Below are 18,333 nucleotides of genomic sequence, written 5' to 3' on the forward strand. Positions count from 1 at the left end.
CTATGGAGCATAACTGGTTCTTTCCGCCCCATGACGGCATTCGTCTGGGTGACCTTGCCACAAGGCTTGGGGCGGAACTCGCCGATCCTGCGCAGGCCGATCGCGTCGTGCGCAACGTTTCGCCCGTCAATCGGGCGAAAGAAGGCGATCTCTGTTACATTCTTTCCCGCAAGTTCCGCGCCGAGCTCGAGACCTGCGAGGCGAGCGCGATCCTGTGCGACCGCGCTCTCGTATCGCTCGTTCCCCCAAAGACCGCGGTGCTGATTTCAGCCCGTCCGCACACCGCCTTTGCCCGCGCCGGCGAAATCCTGCACCCTTCGGCCATGCGCCCGGAAGCGATGACCTCGGCGCCCGTCGGCGTTGCACAGGGCGCCTATGTCGATCCGCAAGCGCGGCTTGAGGACAATGTGTCCGTGGAACCGATGGCCGTGATCGGCAGGGACGCGGAGATCGGCGAGGGCAGCCGCATCGGGCCGGGGGCGGTCATCGGTGCAGGCGTGCGCATCGGCCGCGACTGCACGATCGCCGCGGGCGTTACGATCCAGTGTGCGCTGATCGGCAACAATGTCATCATTCATCCCGGCGCGCGCATTGGCCAGGACGGTTTCGGTTATGCTCCCGGTCTCAAGCCCGGCATGATCAAGATCGTCCAGATCGGCCGCGTGATCATCCAGGACCATGTGGAGATCGGCGCGAACACGACGATCGACCGCGGCACGATGGACGATACCGTCATCGGCGAGGGGACCAAGATCGACAACCAGGTCCAGGTTGGCCACAACGTGCGCATCGGCCGGCATTGCGGCATCGTCAGTGGCGTGGGCATCGCCGGCAGCACGCGCATCGGTGACGGCGTGATGATCGGCGGCGCAGCCGGCATCAACGGTCATATTACCATTGGCGACGGCGTGCAGATTGCTGCCATGAGCGGTGTCGTCGCCGATATTCCAGCCGGCGAGAAATACGGCGGCATTCCCGCGCGCCCGATGCGCGATTTCCTGCGCGACATGGCGGAGATCGCCATGCGTTCCAGCACTCGAGTCCAGAAAAAGGGGGGCAACGATGAGTGAAGAAACCAAGGCAACGCTCGGCGTGGCTGATTTGCGTGAGATCCTGACGCTGCTTCCTCATCGTTATCCGTTCCTGCTCGTCGACAAGATCGTCGACATCGATGGCGACGATTCTGCTGTCGGCATCAAGAACGTCACGGTCAACGAGCCGCAGTTCATGGGCCATTTTCCCGACCACCCGATCATGCCGGGCGTGCTGCTCATCGAGGGCATGGCACAGACCGCCGGTGCGATCTGCGCCCGCAAGACGCGCTCGGGCTCCAACCTCGTCTACTTCATGACGATCGACAATGCCCGCTTCCGCAAGCCGGTCGTGCCCGGCGATCGCGTCGAGTTCCATGTCGTCAAGCAGAAGCAGCGCGGCAATATCTGGAAGTTTCACTGCGATGCAAAAGTTGATGGGCAACTCGTCGCGGAAGCTGATATCGGCGCGATGATCGTCAAGAAGGAAGACGCCTGATCATGATTGCCGCCAGCGCGAAGATCCACCCGCTCTCCGTCATCGAGGACGGAGCGGTCATCGGTGAGAACGTCGTCGTGGGACCCTTTTGCCATGTGGGGCCCAAGGTCGTTCTCGGCGACGGTGTCGAACTTCTGACGCATGTGGTGGTGACGGGGCGCACGCATATCGGCCGCGGCACGCGCATCTTCGCCAATGCCGTCATCGGCGGCGATCCGCAGAGCGTGAATCACGACGGCGCCGAGACGACCCTCTCGGTCGGCGAGATGTGCGTCATCCGTGAAGGCGTGACGATGAACACCGGCACGACGGAAGGCGGTGGCAAGACCGTCGTCGGCAACCACAACCTGTTCCTTGCCAATTCGCATGTCGCGCATGATTGTCAGCTCGGCGATCACATCATCCTGTCGAACAATGTCATGCTCGCCGGCCACGTGACCGTTGAGGACCGGGTGATCCTGGGCGGCGGTTCGGCGGTGCACCAGTTCACCCGCATCGGCCGGCAGGCCTTCATCGGGGGGCTTTCGGCGGTTGCCTATGACGTGATCCCCTATGGCATGCTGAACGGCAACCCGGGCATCCTCGGCGGCCTCAACGTCGTCGGCATGAGCCGCTCCGGTATGGAGAAAGCGACGATCCACGAGGTTCGCCGCGCCTTCAAGCAGATTTTCGAGGGCGAGGGGTCGATCCGCGCCAATGCGGCGGCGATCCGTGCGGACTATGCCGATAGCGTGCCTGTCATGCACATCCTCGATTTCATCGCTGTCGAAAGCGACCGCGCGCTGTCTTCCCCGAACCGCGGCAAGGGCTGAGCGGCGTGGCGGACAGCCGGCCCCTCGTGCGCGACCGGCTGGCCATCATCGCCGGCGGCGGCCTGCTGCCGCGCTATGTCGCGGATGCGGCCCGCGCCCGTGGCGAGGATCCCTTTGTCCTGGCGCTTCGCGACGAATCCAGCCCGGACTGGTCCGGCTTCGACCATCAGGTCATTTCCATTGGCAACTATGCCGGTATCGGCGCTGCCTTTCGGGCGAAGGGCATCGGCCGCGCCGTGCTGTCGGGTTCCGTCCGCCGTCGACCGGAATGGCGTGACATCCATGCGCCGTTGAAAGCGCTCGCCGCCGTCCCGTCCATCATCCGAACCCTGCTGAAGGGCGGGGATGATGCGGTGCTGAAGATGGTCATCCGGTTGATCGAAGCGGAGGGGGTGCGGGTCGTCGGCGCGCACGAAATCGTGCCTGATCTGCTCGGCAGCGAAGGCCCGCTCGGCACCGTCACGCCGGATGCGGCCGCCGAAGCCGACATTGCCGCCGCGGCCGCCGCGGCGCTGGCGCTCGGTCGCCTCGATGTGGGGCAGGGCGCCGTCGCGCTTGGAGGGCGCGTGGTGGCGCTTGAGGGCGCGGAGGGTACGGATGCGATGCTGGAGCGTGTGGCAAGCCTGCGTGCCGCCGGACGCATCTCCACGCGCCGCAAGGGCGTTCTCGTCAAACTGTGCAAGCCCGAGCAGGACCTGCGCGCCGACCTGCCGTCCATAGGCATGGAAACGTTGCACCGCGCCCGCGCCGCCGGCCTTGCCGGGATCGCCGTGGAGGCTGGGCGCTCGCTTGTGCTGGAACGTGCGGCGCTTGTTGCGGAAGCAGATGCGCACGGTCTGTTCGTGACGGGCATCATACCCGAGAGGGCGGAGGCACGGCGATGACGGAAAGCCCTCTGAAAATCGGCGTCATTGCCGGCGAGGTTTCCGGTGATCTTCTCGGTGGCGATCTGATCGCGGCGCTACGGGCCATGTATGCCGGTCCGGTGACGCTGGTCGGGGTCGGTGGCGAAGCGCTGGAGCGGCAAGGTCTCAAATCCCTGTTCGATTTCTCCGAACTCTCCATCATGGGCATTTCGCAGGTGTTGAAGCGGCTGCCGTCGCTTATCCGCCGCATTCGCCAGACGGCCGATGCGTTGGTCGCCGCACGGCCGGATGTGCTTCTCATCATCGACAGCCCGGACTTCACCCATCGCGTGGCGCGCCGCGTGCGCAAGGCGCTGCCGGACCTGCCGGTCGTGAATTATGTCTGCCCGAGTGTCTGGGCCTGGAAGCAAGAGCGCGCACCGCGCATGCGCGCCTATGTCGACCATGTCCTCGCGCTTCTGCCGTTCGAGCCTGCCGTGATGGAGCGGCTCGGCGGCCCTGCGACCACCTATGTCGGCCACCGGTTGGTCAGCGATCCCAACATCCAGCAGGTTCGTGCCGCACGGCTTGCCCGTGGCGAACGCGCGCCGGGCGAGTGCGCGTGCCTGCTGCTTCCCGGTTCACGCGGCACGGAAATCACCCGTCTGCTGCCGGTCTTTGGCGAAGCGGTGCAGGAAATTATCGGGCGCAACCCCGGCACGCGCTTCCTTCTGCCGACCGTGCCGCGGCAGGAGGCGCTGGTGCGGAAACTGACGGCGGACTGGCCGGTGCAGCCGCAGATCACCGTTTCGACCGCGGAGAAGTGGCAGGCCTTCATCGAAGCCGATGCGGCGATCGCGGCCTCCGGCACCGTCATCCTCGAACTGGCGCTCGCGCGCGTGCCTGTCGTCTCGACCTATCGTTTCGACTGGCTCGCCAACCTCTTCCTCGGCAAGGTGAAGATCTGGACGGCGGCGATCCCCAACATCATTGCCGACTACACCGTCGTGCCGGAATATCTGAACGACATGGTGCGCCCCGGCAGTCTGACCCGCTGGGTCGAGCGGCTTTCGACCGATACGGCCCAGCGCAGCGCCATGCTGGAAGGCTATGACCTCGTACACACGCGCATGCGGACACAGCGCCCGCCCGGCGAAACTGGCGCGGCGGTCATCCTGGACCTTCTTGCAACAAAAAAGCCCGGTCGAAACTGACCGGGCTTTTTCATGGATGGCTCCGCTGAAATCAGCGCTTGGAGACCGGTACGTAGTCCCGCTTCGGGGCACCGATATAGAGCTGGCGCGGGCGGCCGATACGCTGCTCCGGATCCTCGATCATCTCGTTCCACTGGGCGATCCAGCCGACCGTGCGGGCGAGCGCGAACAGCACCGTGAACATGGTGGTGGGGAAGCCGAGCGCCTTCAGCGTGATGCCGGAGTAGAAGTCGATGTTCGGGTAGAGCTTCTTCTCGATGAAGTAGTCGTCCGTCAGCGCGATGCGCTCCAGCTCCATGGCGACTTCCAGCATCGGATCGTCCTTGATGCCGAGTTCGCCGAGAACCTCGTGCGTCGTCTTCTGCATGATGCGGGCGCGCGGGTCGTAGTTCTTGTAGACGCGGTGGCCAAAGCCCATCAGGCGGAACGGGTCGTTCTTGTCCTTGGCCTTGGCGACATATTCCGGGATACGCTCGACCGAGCCGATTTCCGCGAGCATGTTGAGCGCGGCTTCGTTGGCGCCGCCATGGGCCGGGCCCCAGAGGCAGGCGATGCCGGCCGCGATGCAGGCGAACGGGTTGGCGCCGGAGGAACCGGCGAGACGAACCGTCGAGGTGGAGGCGTTCTGCTCGTGGTCGGCATGCAGGATGAAAATGCGGTCCATGGCGCGCGAGAGCACCGGGTTGACCACATAGTCTTCGCAGGGCACGGCAAAACACATGCGCAGGAAGTTCGAGGCGTAGTCGAGGTCGTTCTTCGGGTAAACGAAGGGCTGGCCGATGTGGTACTTGTAGGCCATCGCGGCGATCGTCGGCATCTTGGCGATCATGCGCAGCGAGGCGACCATGCGCTGGTGCGGATCGGTGATGTCGGTCGAGTCGTGATAGAAGGCCGAGAGCGCGCCGACACAGCCGCACATGACGGCCATCGGGTGGGCGTCGCGACGGAAGCCGGTGAAGAATCGGCTCATCTGCTCGTGCACCATGGTGTGGTGCGTGACGCGGTAATCGAAATCGTCCTTCTGGGACTTGGTCGGCAGTTCGCCGTACAGCAGAAGGTAGCAGACTTCGAGGAAATCGCCGTGTTCGGCCAACTGTTCGATCGGATAGCCGCGATGCAGCAGAACGCCTTCGTCGCCGTCGATATAGGTGATCTTCGATTCGCAGGACGCGGTGGAGGTGAAGCCGGGATCGTAGGTGAAGGTGCCGGTGTTCTTGTACAGCGTGCCGATGTCGATCACATCGGGGCCGATCGTACCGGATCGCGTCGGCAGCTCAACCGCTTTGCCACCGACCGATACACCCGCGCTTGTTCCTGTCATAACGATCCTCCGTTGTTTCCAATGGCGGCACGAAGTTGTGCCGGAACCATGAACATGCTCGTTTTGCTAGCCCATTTGCACCTGCCTGCCAAGCGAGACGAAAGGCAAATTGTGCATTGCGGAAATAGGCTTTCCGGCAACGCAATATCTACCCTTTCCAGCAAGTTTCAAGCAACTTTTACGCGTGTTTCGTGAAATGCGGAGGTAGCATCCTTTCTGTCTTGCTTAGCACTTGTGACGGCCACTGCTGATTGAAGTTTCCATCATTCGGTTGCACAATGGCAGTGTGAACGGGTGGGGCCGGGATCATGGAGAAGGGCAAGGTCGCAGAACGGCGGGAGGTGCCCGAGGCGCATGCCTGGCGGGCGGCGCCTGACGATGCTCCTCTGCCGGTCCCGGCACGCGATCCGCCGGCCCGCAGGGGCAGGGTCGTGATGCTTCTGACAGCGGCGGGGCGCCTGAGGAGTGCTTCCGAGACGCCGCAGACGTGGCGCGCCGCCTTCGCGCAGGAACGGGCACATGGCCATTTCTTCCTGTTCGTGCCGGTCTTCCTTGGTGCTGGAGCGGCCCTTTGGTTTTCCGCCGTTACTGATCCATCGCTTCCAGCACTGCTGCTTTTCGCTGCCTTCGCGTTCTGGCCCGCCTGGCGCTTCCGACATCGGGAGGACTGGACTGCGCTCGCCGCCGGGGCGATACTCTTCGTTCCGGTCGGCATGCTGCTGGCGGCGCTCGAAAGCGCGCGGCTCGATACGGTCGTGCTTGATGCGCCCGTTACCACCGATGTCAGCGGGCGGGTGCTGGCGCGCGAGAGTGACGAACGGGGTGCGATCCGCTACCGCATCGCGCTCGATACGACACGCGACCCGGTGCTCAAACGCCCGCCCGGCGTGGTGACGCTCCTCGCCCGCAGTCGGCATGCGCCGATCCCGATCGGCGGTGGGATAACCGGACGGGCACGGCTCGGGCCGCCCTCCGGCCCGGCGCTTTCCGGCCTCAACGACTTCGCCTTCGACGCCTATTTCGCCGGCACCGGCGCGGTCGGCTACTTCTATCAGGCCCCGCGTGCGGTTGCAGTGGCCGAGCCGGGCGTCGAGGGTCGGATTCGACAGACGGTCGCGACCTGGCGCAACAACCTCACCGAGCATATCCGCGGGCGGATTGGCGGCGATGCCGGCGCGATCGCCGCGGCCCTGGTGACGGCGGAGCAGCGGGCGATCAGCCCGGAAACGGTGGAGGCATTGCGAGAGGCGGGGCTTGCCCATGTGCTGGCCATTTCCGGGCTCAACATGGTGCTCGCCGCCGGCACTTTCCTCGTCGGCGCCCGCGTTCTGATGGCACTGATCCCGGGCTTTTCCGAACGCTATCCCGCCAAGAAGATCGCTGCCGCCGGTGCGCTCGCCATGGTGACGCTCTATATCCTCGTTTCGGGCGGTGCGATCTCCGCCGTGCGCTCGTGGATCATGATCTGCATCATGCTGGTGGCGGTGCTGTTCGGCCGTGCGGCGATCAGCCTGCGCAACGTGGCACTCTCGGCCATCGTCATCCTTGCCATGACACCGTCGGCCGTCACCAATCCGGGCTTCCAGATGTCCTATGCCGCAACGCTCGGGCTCGTCGCCGGCTATGCGGCCTGGCGGGAACGTCCCGTCCGCCGCGAGGGCGAGGGAGGGCGCCTGAAACTGTTCGGCGGTGCGCTGGGGCGCTTCTTCGGCGGGCTGCTCCTGTCCTCGCTGATCGGCGGCTTCGCGACCCTGATCTATTCCATCGGCCATTTCCATCGCATCCCGGCCTATGGACTTGCCGGCAACTTGCTCGCTATGCCTGTCATCAGCGCGATCGTCATGCCCTTCGGCCTCATCGCCGTACTGCTCATGCCTTTCGGCCTCGATGGCGTGCCCTTCGCGATCATGGGCAAGGGCATCGAGTGGATGATCGCGCTGTCGACATGGGTTGCGAGCTGGAAGGGCGAGATCGTCACCGGCCGCATTCCCTCGATTGCGTTCCTGCTGATCGGTCTTGGTGGCGGGCTTGTCTGCATCCTGCGCACGCGGCTGCGCCATGCGGGAACGCTGCTTGTCGGGATCGGCCTCGCCATCGCCTGCTTTCCGGCTGGAGGTGCCACGCCGGAAGCGCTGGTGTCCGAGGATGGCCGCCTCGTTGCCATCCTTCGCGGCGAAACCGTCGCCACAAACCGGGCAAGACCGCCAGACTTCATCTATGCGCAGTGGCGGCGCGCCCTTCGGCTCGGCGAACTTGTAAAACCCGAGATCCGCAGAAGCGCCGGCTTGACCCTTGAAGAAGCCGTCAGCACCACGGGTGCCGCAGAAAGCCGAAACAAGCCCCGGCGCAAGGCCGACCGGCAGAAGGCGAGGGACGCCATGGCGTCCGCGCTCGCGGCGGCCCGGGCCGGCAATGGCTTCGTCTGCGAGGCAAAGGCCTTCTGCGCCGCCGTCTCGCCAAGCGGCTGGCGGATCGTGACCCTCGACGACGTCGCCTTCCTGGGCACGGCCTGCGACGCTGCCGACCTCGTCGTCTTGTCCCTGGCCCTGCGGCTCGAGGCCTGCCGCTCGGGTGCGCGCCTGGTGACTGTGCGTCACCTGAGGCGAACCGGCGCCCTCGAAATCCACCCGGCCGCCGAAGGCCTATCCAACATCTTTTCAGCTGCGCAGGTCACACCGGCCGTGGAAAGTCTCGACCGGCCCTGGGCCCGCCACCGCAGCTACGACTGGCGCACGGGCAGTTTCGATCAGCCGGCCGATCAGTGATAGCGGCGAATGAGGCCGACCAGCTTGCCCTGGATTTTTACCCGGTCCGGCCCGAAGATACGGGTCTCGTAGGCGGGGTTTGCCGCTTCGAGCGCGATCGACGCGCCCTTGCGGCGAAAGCGCTTCAGCGTGGCTTCCTCGTCGTCGACAAGCGCGACGATGATTTCGCCGGGATTGGCGCTGCTCGCCGTGCGGATGATCACCGTGTCGCCATCGAGAATGCCGGCCTCGATCATCGAATCGCCCTTGACCTCCAGCGCATAGTGATCGCCGTTGCCGATCATCTCGGCCGGAACGGTGATGTCATGGGTGTTGTTCTGGATGGCGGAGATCGGCACGCCGGCAGCGATGCGGCCCATGACAGGCACGGAGACGGATGAGGAAACCTCGGCCACGGGCGTGCGCTGCGGCGGGGCGGCGACGGGAGCGGGGGGCTGCTTGCCGCGACTGCCCTCGATGACGGCAGGTGAAAAGCCGCGGCGCGGCTGCAGGCTCTGGGTATAGGCTTCGGGAAGCTTTATCACCTCGAGCGCGCGGGCCCGGTTCGGCAGGCGCCGGATGAAGCCGCGTTCCTCCAGCGCCGTGATGAGGCGGTGGATGCCCGATTTCGACGCGAGATCCAGCGCGTCCTTCATCTCGTCGAAGGAGGGAGGAATACCGGACTCCTTCATCCGTTCATGAATGAACAGGAGAAGTTCCTGTTGTTTCCGCGTGAGCATGGCCCCTCCACCGAGAATCGAGTGAAACAAATCCAGAACAGACACTATCTGTTCCATATGTGTTCTGCAAGGGGCTGCTGAAACAATAATAGTACTGTTCAGGCGGATGGTTCGCGCAGGAGAAGCACTGTACAGGGCGCGCCTGCAGGGGCCGCCGGCGCGTGGGGTGCGCGGACGAGAAGGGCCTCGGATGCGGAGAAGGCCTTCATCATGGAGGAATCCTGCTTGTCGAGGGGCGTGACGAGCAGGTCTCCGGCGGGGTCGCGGGCAATGCGTGCGCGAACATAGTCCTGCCGGTGGTCGTTCTCCTTGAGCGGCACGGCGGCAATGGCCGGACGTTCGCGGTTTTCCGCTGGAAGGCGCGCGAGGCGGCGCACGAGGGGAACGAGGAAGAGGTGCGAGCAGACGAGACTCGAAACAGGGTTGCCGGGCAGGCCCACGACGTGCACGTCGCCGAGGCGGCCGACCATCAGGGGTTTGCCGGGGCGCATGGCGATGCGCCAGAAATCGAGGTCCATGCCGGCTTCGCCGAGCACGGGCTGCACAAGGTCGAAATCCCCGACAGATGCGCCGCCGAGTGTGACGAGCGCATCGATACCGAGCGACAGTGCGTGGCGCACGGCGTTCAGAATTGCGTCCTTGTCGTCGCCGACGATACCGAGGTCGATCACCTCGGCGCCTGCCGCGCGGGCGAGCGCAGCGACGCCGTAGGTGTTGGATGCAATGATCTGGCTGGCGCCTGGGGGCGTGCCCGGCGACACAAGCTCGTCGCCGGTGGCGAGCACGGCGATGCGCGGGCGTGCATAGACGGTCACCGCCGCATGGTTCATGGCTGCCGCGACCGTCAGGCGGCCGGCATCGAGCACGTCGCCGGTCCTCAGGACGATTTCGCCTTCGGAAAAATCCTGGCCGCGCGGGCGGATGTGGCGGCCCTTCGGTGTGAGGAAGGTGGTGCGGATGCGACCGTCTTCCAGGACCTCGGCATCTTCCTGCAGGAGCACGGTATCGGCGAAGGCCGGCAGCGGGGCGCCGGTGAAGATACGCACGGCCTCGCCGGGGCCTGCGGTGCCCTGGAAGGCGTGGCCAGCGGACGACATGCCCGCAACGCTCAGGATCGAGCCGAGCGTGGCTATATCCGCGTGGCGCACGGCATAACCGTCCATCGCGGAATTGTCGAAGGGCGGCTGCGTCAACTTGGCAGCGACATCCTCGGCAAGCACGCGGCCATCCGCCTCGTGCAGCCGGACCAGCTCTGTCTGCTGTGTCGGCCGGGCGGCCGAAAGCAGGCGATGGAGGGCGTCTTCGACAGGCAGCAGCGACATCAGCCTGCGTCTCCGCGCCGGTAGTCGCCGGAGCGTCCGCCGGATTTTTCGACGAGGCGGATGCCGCCGATCTCCATCTCGCGGTCTGCGGCTTTCGCCATGTCGTAGATGGTGAGGCAGGCGACGCTGACGGCGGTGAGCGCCTCCATCTCCACGCCGGTGCGGCCGGTCAGCTTGGCCATTGCCTCGATCCGCAGTCCCGGAAGGCTGCGGTCCTCGCGGATGTCGACCGCGACCTTGCTCAGCATCAGGGGATGGCAGAGCGGGATGAGGCTGGCGGTCTGCTTGGCGGCCATGATGCCGGCAAGCCGCGCCGTACCGATCACGTCGCCCTTCTTGGCGTCGCCCTTGAGGATGAGGTCCAGCGTTGCCGGCGCCATGCGGATGAACCCTTCGGCAACCGCGATGCGCACCGTCTCGGCCTTGCCGCCGACATCCACCATGTTGGCTTCGCCGGACGCGCCGATATGCGTGAGCGTGCGGGCCTCGCCCGTCATTTCGAGACCGCCATCATTCCGCTGCCAGCATGCCGGCCGAGCCGGTAAGGAGCTCGCGAGTGGCGGCCGCCACGTCATCCTTGCGCATCAGGCTTTCGCCGACGAGGAAGGTGGAGATGCCGACCTTGCCGAGGCGTTCGCAATCCGCATGGGTGAAGATGCCGCTCTCGCCAACGAGCAGGCGGTCATCCGGCACCATGCTTGCGAGCTTTTCGGAAACGGCAAGATCTACGTCGAACGTGCGCAGATTGCGGTTGTTGATGCCGACGAGCTTGGACTTGAGCTTCAGCGCGCGTTCCATTTCAGGCGCATCATGCACCTCGATGAGCACATCCATGCCGAGCGCGAAGGCGGCGTCTTCCAGCATCTTCGCATCGTCGTCGCTGAGCGAGGCCATGATGAGAAGGATGCAGTCCGCACCCCAGGCACGGGCTTCCAGCACCTGGTAGCCGTCGAACATGAAGTCCTTGCGCAGCGCCGGCAGGGTGCAGGCCGCCCGCGCCGCTGTCAGGAATTCCGGCGCACCCTGGAAGCTCGGTGTGTCCGTGAGAACGGAAAGGCAGGCGGCTCCGCCGGCCTCATAGGCCTTCGCCAGCGCCGGCGGATCGAAATCCGGCCGGATGAGGCCCTTGGAGGGGCTTGCCTTCTTGATCTCGGCGATGAGGCCGAAGCGGCCTTCCGCCTTTTTCGCCTTGAGGCCCGCAAAGAAGCCCCGCGGCGGCTCCTGGTCGCGGATGCGCGCGCGAAGCTCGGCAGGGGAAACACGCGCCTTGGCGGCGGCGATTTCCTCCAGCTTGTAGGCTTCGATCTTCTTCAGGATATCGGTCATGGACAATCCTACTCCGCCTGGCCTTCGTTGGAAACTGCGACAAGGCGTTCCAGAACGGTGCGCGCACGCCCGCTTTCCAGCGCTTCGGTGGCGAGGCGCATGCCGTCCCTGAGCGTTTCCGCCTTGCCGGCGACGACCAGCGAGGCCGCGGCATTGGCGAGCGAAATGTCCCGGTAAGGCATGTGCGCGCCCCCGAGCACGGACAGGAGGGCGGCGGCATTGTGCGCGCCGTCTCCACCGCGCAAGTCGTCCAGTGCCACCTGGGGAAGGCCGAAATCGGCGGGCGTCAGTTCGAAGGTGCGGATCTTGCCATCTTCGAGCGCGGCGACCTTCGTCGTGCCCGTCGTGGTGATCTCGTCGAGGCCTTCGCCATGCACAACCCAGATGCTCTCCGAGCCGAGATCGCGCATCACTTCGGCGATCGGCAGCAACCAGTGCGGCGAGAAGACGCCGAGCAGCTGGCGTTTGACGCTGCCGGGGTTCGAAAGCGGGCCGAGCAGGTTGAAGATCGTGCGCGTGCCGAGTTCGACGCGCGACGGGCCGACATGCTTCATGGCAGGATGGTGCAGCTGCGCGAACATGAAGCCGAGGCCGGCATCGTGCACGCAGCGTGCGATCTCCGCGGGGCCGATGTCCAGCTTTACGCCGAGGCAGGAGAGGGCGTCCGCCGTGCCCGACTTCGAGCTGAGCGCCCGGTTGCCGTGCTTTGCGACCGGAACGCCGGCGCCCGCGACGATGATCGCCGCGAGCGTCGAGATGTTGTAGGTGCCGGCGCCGTCGCCGCCCGTGCCGACGATGTCCACCGCATCGGCGGGAACATTGACCGGCAGCATGCGGGCGCGCATCGAGCCGACGGCGCCGTAGATCTCGTCGACGGTCTCACCGCGCACGCGCAGCGCCATCAGGAAGCCGCCGATCTGCGAGGGCGTGGCGGCGCCGGACATGATGATCTCGAAGGCGCCGCGGGCGTCCTCGCGGTCCAGCATCGCGCCCCCGGCAACCTTGGCGATATAGGGTTTCAGGTCGGACATGCGGTTGCCGTCTCCCTATCGCGCGATGCTCTGTTCGGCGAGCGTGCGGTTGATCGAAACGCCGTAGGACGTCTGCAGGGCGCTCACCATCTGGTCGAGGATGTCGTCGCCGCTGGCACGGGCGACGGCGGCGATCTGCTGCTCGTCGCCGGAGAGCGCGTCGGTGGCGGTCTCGGCGTTCACTTCCGTCACCTTCAGGAGGATCTGGCCTTCACCGTCGACACCGGGCGTATTGGCGACGTGGCCGAGCGGACCTGCGAAGGCGGCAGCGACGGCCACCGGGCTCAGCACCGGATCCTGGGCGCCGCGATTGAGGCCCGCCTTGTTCTCGACGGCCATGCCGAGTTCGCCGGCAATGGTGGCGATGTCGCCACCCTTGCGCACGCGCTCGGCCAGCTCCTCGGCCTTCTTGGCGAGTGTCTGGCGCTGCTGCTCGGCGGTCCAGTCGGCGACCACGCGCTCGCGCACCTCGTCCAGCGTGCGGTCGCGGTCCGGGATCACGTCGAGCACCTCGAACCAGGCATAACCCTCGCGGCCGACATTGATCGGCTGCGTTTCCGTGCCGACATCCGTCTTGAAGACCTCGCCGAGAAGGGCGGCCTTTTCGGGCAGGCCGGTGATCTCTTCACCCTTCTGGTCGTTGCCCTGCGCATCGACGGCGTCGATCGTCACGGCCTTCAGGTTGTTCTTGGCCGCGGCTTCGGCAAGGCTGAGGCCTTCGGCGCGCGCATCTTCCAGCCGGTCGTGTACGGCGAGAATGCCATCGGCGGCCTCGCTTAGCGCCAGCTCGTTGCGCAGATCCTCCTTCACCTCGTCGAAGGTCTTGGTGTTTTCCGGGCGGATGTTCGTCACGCGCAGGATGATCGGGCCGAATGTGCCGTCGATGACCGGGGTCGTGCCGCCGTTTTCAGCGACGGCGAAGGCGGGCGCGGCGAACTTCTGGTCCGGCACGTTCGCTTCGGTGAAATCACCGAGCAGCACGTCGGCGGCCGTCTTGCCCTGCTCGGCGACGATGGCGTCGAAGGTCGTGCCGGATGCAAGCTTGGCGACAGCCGCGTCAGCGCTCGCACGGTCGGCAAACGTCAGCTGCTCGATCGTGCGGGTGGCCGGCGTGCGGTACTTGTCCTTGTTCTTCTCATAGTCGGCCTGGAGTGCCTCGTCGGTAATCGCGGCCGTATCGACGATGTCCTTCGGCTCGAGCGAGACATAGACGACCTTGCGATATTCCGGCGCGCGGTACTTGGCCTTGTTCTCTTCAAACCAGGGGGCGAGCACGTCGTCGCCCGGTGCCTTGACCGGGTCGATATTGGCGTTGCTCAGGATGAGATAGTCGATGGTGCGGGCTTCGCTGCGGTACTGGCGCAGGGCCGCGGTCAGCACGTCGGGCGCCTTGTAGCCGTCGGAAACGGCCTCGACGACCTGGGCGCGGATCGCCACCTGGCTGCGGTTGTTGATGTAGTCGTTCTCCCGGAGGCCGGCATTGCGCAGGACGGAGGAGAAGGCCATGCGGTCGAACTGGCCGTTGACACCGCGGAAGGCCGGGTCGTCGGCGATCAGCTGGGCGAGGCGGCCTTCGGAAAGGCCGAGATTCATGTCGCGCGAAAGCTGGTCGAGCGCAGCGCCGGCGACGAGCTCGGCGAAAACCTGATTCTCGATGCCGAAGGCACGGGCCTGCTCGGCATTCAGCCGCATGCCGAAGCGCTGCGACATGGTCGCGACCTGGCGCTCATAGGCAAGACGAAAGTCTGTCGGCGAAACGCTGACATCGCCGACCGTGACCACGGAATTGGCCGTGCCGGTCACGAGAGAGCTCGAAACGCCCCAGACAGCGAAGGAACCGACCAGAACGATCAGCAGGGCTTTTGCCACCCAGGTCTGGGAGGCGCGTCTCAGGGCTTCGAGCATCGTCTAAATTTCCTCAATCTCAGCGGCCGTGCGGCCGGAAATCGTCTCTTAACGGAAAGTTCGCGGGAATTGAAGTCCGCCCGGGTTACGCAATGTTCGGGAAAACAGGGCCTGACGCAAATGTGTCAGGCAGTGTCGATTTATTTTGCCGGCAAACAAAAGTTTTTTGAAATTATTGACGGAATACCGCCAAAATGGCCTATCACGATGCGAAACTTCGTGTTCGGATGCGCGATCAGGCCGGTGAGTCCTGTTTTCACCGGGAGGAAGGGGGCAAAACCGTGGAATCCACGATTGTCATGATCAATCTTTTTGGCGCGGTCGCGCTGCTGCTGTTCGGCCTCGCGCAGGTGAAGGACGGCATGACCCGCGCTTTCGGCGTCCGCCTGCGTTCCGGCCTGGCGCTCGGCACGCGCGGGCCGTTCCGCTCCTTCTTCGCCGGTTTCGTCGCCACCGTCGCGCTGCAGAGTTCGACGGCGACGGCGCTGATGATCGCCTCTTTCGTCGAGCGCAACCTCGTCAGGGCGCGCATGGCGCAGATCGTGCTGCTCGGCGCCAATGTCGGCACGGCCGTCACGGCCTGGCTGGTGGCGACGGGCATCGAATCGGTTTCCCCGCTGGTCATCCTCATCGGCATCGTCTTCTACAAGTCGAGCAGCTCCACCGCCCGGCAGGGTCTCGGCTCTGCTCTGGTCGGCATTGGCCTTATGCTCCTGTCGCTGCACCTGCTCAGCCTTGCGACCGAGCCGATGCGCCAGTCGCCCGCGCTCGGCGCCTTCCTGACGCTGCTCGACGGGGCCTGGCCGGTCGCGCTTGCCTTCTCGACGGTTCTCGCCATCATTTCGTCCTCCAGCCTCGCGGTCGTCGTGCTCATCATCTCGCTGACGGCGATGGGCATCCTGTCGCCGGCGCTGACGGTCATCCTCGTGCTTGGCGCAAATCTCGGCGGCGCCGTGCCGCCTGTCATCGCCACAATGAAGGCGGCGGCTTCGGCCCGGCGCGTCACGCTCGGCAATCTCATCGTGCGCGGGGTCGGCTGCCTTGCGGTGCTACCCTTTGCCGGGCAGGTCGCCGAGCTTCTGGCGCTTCTGCCGATCCCCGCCGCAAAACTTCCCGTCGATGTGCATCTGGCGTTCAACCTCGTGGTCGCGCTGATCCTCTGGCCGCTGTCGGGGCCGCTCTCAAAGCTGATGGAAAAGCTCGTTCCGGAAGAAAAGCAGCCGGAGACGGGGCCGAAATATCTCGACGATTCCGCGCTCTCGAACCCGGTTGTCGCGCTGTCTGGCGCGACACGCGAGGTGCTGCGCGTCGGGGACATCATCGAATCGATGCTGATCCGCACCATGCGGGCCTTCAACGACAACAATCTTGCGCCGCTGAAGGATGTCGGCGAACTGGAACGGCAGGTCGACGCCTTGCAGCAGGAGGTGAAGATCTACCTGTCGCGCCTTGGTCGCCAGGGCATCACCGGCGAGAGCGCTGCGCGTTCCATCGTCATCATCGACTATGCGATCAATCTCGAACATGTCGGCGACATCATCGAGAAGGGCCTGCAGGAGCAGGTGCGCAAGAAGATCGCCAATGGCCTGAAATTTTCCGACGACGGCTACAAGGAACTGGCCAACCTCTTCAACCTGACGATCGAGAATCTGCGCATCGCCCAGACGATCTTCGTCACGCGGGACGCCGGGCTTGCCCGTCAGCTGGTCGAGGTGAAGGTGGATGTGCGACGGATGGAGAAGCAGTCCTCGGAACGTCATCTGGCACGCCTACGCGACGGCCGGCTCGACAGCCTCCAGACGAGCTCGCTGCATCTCGACATGCTGCGCGACTTGAAGCGCGTCAACGCTCATCTCGTCTCGGTCGCCTATCCTATCCTCGACGAGAGCGGGCTTCTGACGGAGAGCCGCCTGCGCAGCAGCAGCGCGAGCTGAGGTGCCCGCGGTCCGGGGCTGAGCCAACAGAAGGATCGGGCGGCTTGCGCGGACCGCCCGAGAAATATCCCTTTGTCTCCTCCGTTCCGTTTTTGCTAAGGAACGGCGTCGATTTCGGGTGAACGAGGATTCCCATGACTGCAACGAAGCGCACCTGCCTGGCCGTCATTCTGGCTGCCGGCGAAAGCACGCGGATGAAATCCTCCCGTTCGAAGGTGCTGCATCCCGTCGCCGGCCGGCCGATGATCGCCCATGTGGTCGATGCACTGGTCGGTGCCGGCATTTCCGATGTCGCGCTGGTGCTTGGCCGCGATGCGGACAAGGTGGAGGCGGCGGCGGCGAACCCGGCGGTCACCAGCTCCGTGCACATCCAGACCGAGCGGCTGGGCACCGCCCATGCCGTGCTGGCCGCGCGCGACGCCATCGCCCGGGGCTATGACGACGTGCTCGTCATCTTCGGCGACACGCCGCTCGTCACCGATGCGCCGCTGACGGCCGCCCGCGCGGGCCTTGCCGGAGGTGCGGATGTCGTCGTCATCGGTTTCGAGACGGCGGACCCGACCGGTTACGGCCGGCTGATCGTGGAGAACGGCGAATTGCTGGCGATCCGTGAACAGAAAGATGCAAGCGAGGCCGAACGCGCGATCACCTATTGCAATGGCGGCCTGATGGCGATCGACGGGCGCAAGGCGCTCGACCTCATCGGCCGGATTGGCAACGCCAATGCCAAGGGTGAGTACTATCTCACCGACATCGTCGAGGTGGTGCGCGGAGCCAGCGGCCGGGCCATTGCCGTCGAGGCCCCGGAGGAGGAGCTGACCGGCTGCAACACACGTGCCGAACTTGCGGTCATCGAGCGGCTCTGGCAGCAGCGCCGCCGCCACCGGATGATGCTGGACGGCGTCTCGATGATTGCACCGGAGACCGTGTTCCTTGCCTATGATACGAAGATCGCGCCTGACGTGACCATCGAGCCGAACGTCTTTTTCGGACCCGGTGTCACCGTGGAAAGCGGCGCGCTCATCCATTCCTTTTCGCATATCGAGGGGGCGCATATCGCCGAGGATGCGGAGATCGGCCCCTATGCCCGCCTGCGGCCGGGCGCCAATCTCGGCCCGCATTCCAAGGTCGGCAATTTCTGCGAGGTAAAGAAGGCGGAGATCGGTGCGGGCGCCAAGGTCAACCATCTTACCTATATCGGCGACGCCATCATCGGCGAAAAGACGAATATCGGCGCGGGCACCATCACGTGTAACTATGATGGCATCAACAAGCACCTGACCCGCATCGGCGGCCACGCCTTCATCGGCTCCAACACGTCGCTCGTCGCCCCCGTTTCGATCGGCGATGGCGCCTATATCGCATCCGGCAGCGTCATCACCGAGGACGTGCCCGACGATGCGGTCGCCTTCGGCCGGGCCCGGCAGGAGAACAAGGAGGGCAGGGCCGTTCTGATCCGCGAGCGCAACCAGGCGATCAAGGATGCCAGGAAGAAGGCTGCCGGATAGCCGCTGCCCGCGTTAACGCTTGCAATCGAAAGTGAGTGTCGTCGTGTTGCGCCGCGGCGAAAAACCTCTACGAAACGAATGCAGTAGAACGAAATGAACCT

15 protein-coding genes are annotated in these 18,333 nt (G+C 65.1%); 8 read left to right on the forward strand and 7 right to left on the reverse strand.

Translation table 11 applies throughout. The annotated features are described in order from the left end of the window. Window positions 1-2 precede the first annotated feature (2 nt). From lpxD to lpxB, 5 genes are read left to right on the forward strand one after another with little or no spacing between them, the layout of a single operon-like run. Entirely contained in the window at window positions 3-1,070 is a 1,068-nt protein-coding gene (gene lpxD / locus P9A16_RS07295; protein WP_023516365.1) for a UDP-3-O-(3-hydroxymyristoyl)glucosamine N-acyltransferase, read from the forward strand. Then, on the forward strand, window positions 1,063-1,530 hold the full coding sequence (fabZ, locus tag P9A16_RS07300; protein WP_023516366.1) for a 3-hydroxyacyl-ACP dehydratase FabZ: 468 nt from the start codon (window positions 1,063-1,065) through the stop codon (window positions 1,528-1,530). Before lpxD ends, fabZ begins: the two co-directional genes overlap by 8 nt. A gap of 2 nt (window positions 1,531-1,532) precedes the next feature. Next, the gene (lpxA, locus tag P9A16_RS07305; RefSeq protein ID WP_023516367.1) at window positions 1,533-2,342 is read left to right on the forward strand and encodes an acyl-ACP--UDP-N-acetylglucosamine O-acyltransferase; all 810 of its coding nucleotides are present in this window, start codon (window positions 1,533-1,535) and stop codon (window positions 2,340-2,342) included. Between the two features lie 5 nt (window positions 2,343-2,347). Further along, complete coding sequence (locus P9A16_RS07310; protein WP_023516368.1) at window positions 2,348-3,226, forward strand: LpxI family protein; 879 nt, start codon at window positions 2,348-2,350, stop codon at window positions 3,224-3,226. After that, the gene (lpxB, locus tag P9A16_RS07315; protein ID WP_023516369.1) at window positions 3,223-4,401 is read left to right on the forward strand and encodes a lipid-A-disaccharide synthase; all 1,179 of its coding nucleotides are present in this window, start codon (window positions 3,223-3,225) and stop codon (window positions 4,399-4,401) included. The genes P9A16_RS07310 and lpxB overlap by 4 nt, the downstream gene beginning before the upstream one ends. Before the next feature lie 31 nt (window positions 4,402-4,432). Here the strand turns inward: lpxB and gltA are convergent, their stop codons facing one another. After that, complete coding sequence (gene gltA, locus P9A16_RS07320; RefSeq protein ID WP_023516370.1) at window positions 4,433-5,722, reverse strand: citrate synthase; 1,290 nt, start codon at window positions 5,720-5,722, stop codon at window positions 4,433-4,435. A gap of 308 nt (window positions 5,723-6,030) precedes the next feature. Here gltA and P9A16_RS07325 point away from each other — a divergent pair, with 308 nt between their 5' ends. Beyond that, window positions 6,031-8,487, forward strand: coding sequence for a ComEC/Rec2 family competence protein (locus tag P9A16_RS07325; protein ID WP_278025615.1), 2,457 nt, complete (start codon window positions 6,031-6,033; stop codon window positions 8,485-8,487). On the opposite strand, the gene lexA is transcribed toward P9A16_RS07325, so the two are convergent. From lexA to P9A16_RS07355, 6 genes are all read right to left on the reverse strand, one after another. Then, window positions 8,481-9,206, reverse strand: coding sequence for a transcriptional repressor LexA (gene lexA, locus P9A16_RS07330; RefSeq protein WP_023512639.1), 726 nt, complete (start codon window positions 9,204-9,206; stop codon window positions 8,481-8,483). The two genes, P9A16_RS07325 and lexA, sit on opposite strands and share 7 nt — an antisense overlap. Before the next feature lie 98 nt (window positions 9,207-9,304). Next, on the reverse strand, window positions 9,305-10,528 hold the full coding sequence (locus P9A16_RS07335; RefSeq protein WP_023512640.1) for a molybdopterin molybdotransferase MoeA: 1,224 nt from the start codon (window positions 10,526-10,528) through the stop codon (window positions 9,305-9,307). After that, window positions 10,528-11,025 (reverse strand): cyclic pyranopterin monophosphate synthase MoaC, encoded by a 498-nt coding sequence (moaC, locus tag P9A16_RS07340; RefSeq protein ID WP_023512641.1) that lies wholly within the window; start codon window positions 11,023-11,025, stop codon window positions 10,528-10,530. Before moaC ends, P9A16_RS07335 begins: the two co-directional genes overlap by 1 nt. 13 nt (window positions 11,026-11,038) lie before the next feature. Next, window positions 11,039-11,854, reverse strand: a complete 816-nt coding sequence (gene trpC / locus P9A16_RS07345) for an indole-3-glycerol phosphate synthase TrpC (protein WP_023512642.1) — start codon at window positions 11,852-11,854, stop codon at window positions 11,039-11,041. An 8-nt stretch (window positions 11,855-11,862) separates the two neighbouring features. Further along, window positions 11,863-12,885 carry an anthranilate phosphoribosyltransferase gene (gene trpD, locus P9A16_RS07350; RefSeq protein WP_023512643.1) on the reverse strand — a complete coding sequence of 341 codons (1,023 nt, stop codon included), beginning with the start codon at window positions 12,883-12,885 and terminating at the stop codon, window positions 11,863-11,865. A 15-nt stretch (window positions 12,886-12,900) separates the two neighbouring features. After that, window positions 12,901-14,790: a peptidylprolyl isomerase gene (locus P9A16_RS07355; protein ID WP_023512644.1), complete on the reverse strand. Its 1,890-nt coding sequence runs from the start codon at window positions 14,788-14,790 to the stop codon at window positions 12,901-12,903. Window positions 14,791-15,071: 281 nt separating this feature from the next. Between P9A16_RS07355 and P9A16_RS07360 the strand changes: the two genes are divergently transcribed. Together P9A16_RS07360 and glmU are read left to right on the forward strand one after the other, a co-directional pair. Further along, window positions 15,072-16,724: a Na/Pi cotransporter family protein gene (locus P9A16_RS07360; RefSeq protein WP_037408432.1), complete on the forward strand. Its 1,653-nt coding sequence runs from the start codon at window positions 15,072-15,074 to the stop codon at window positions 16,722-16,724. Between the two features lie 134 nt (window positions 16,725-16,858). Then, window positions 16,859-18,232: a bifunctional UDP-N-acetylglucosamine diphosphorylase/glucosamine-1-phosphate N-acetyltransferase GlmU gene (gene glmU, locus P9A16_RS07365; protein ID WP_023512646.1), complete on the forward strand. Its 1,374-nt coding sequence runs from the start codon at window positions 16,859-16,861 to the stop codon at window positions 18,230-18,232. The last annotated feature ends 101 nt before the right edge of the window (window positions 18,233-18,333 follow it).

This window comes from Shinella sp. 838, assembly GCF_029623935.1.
Classification (GTDB): Bacteria; Pseudomonadota; Alphaproteobacteria; order Rhizobiales; family Rhizobiaceae; genus Shinella.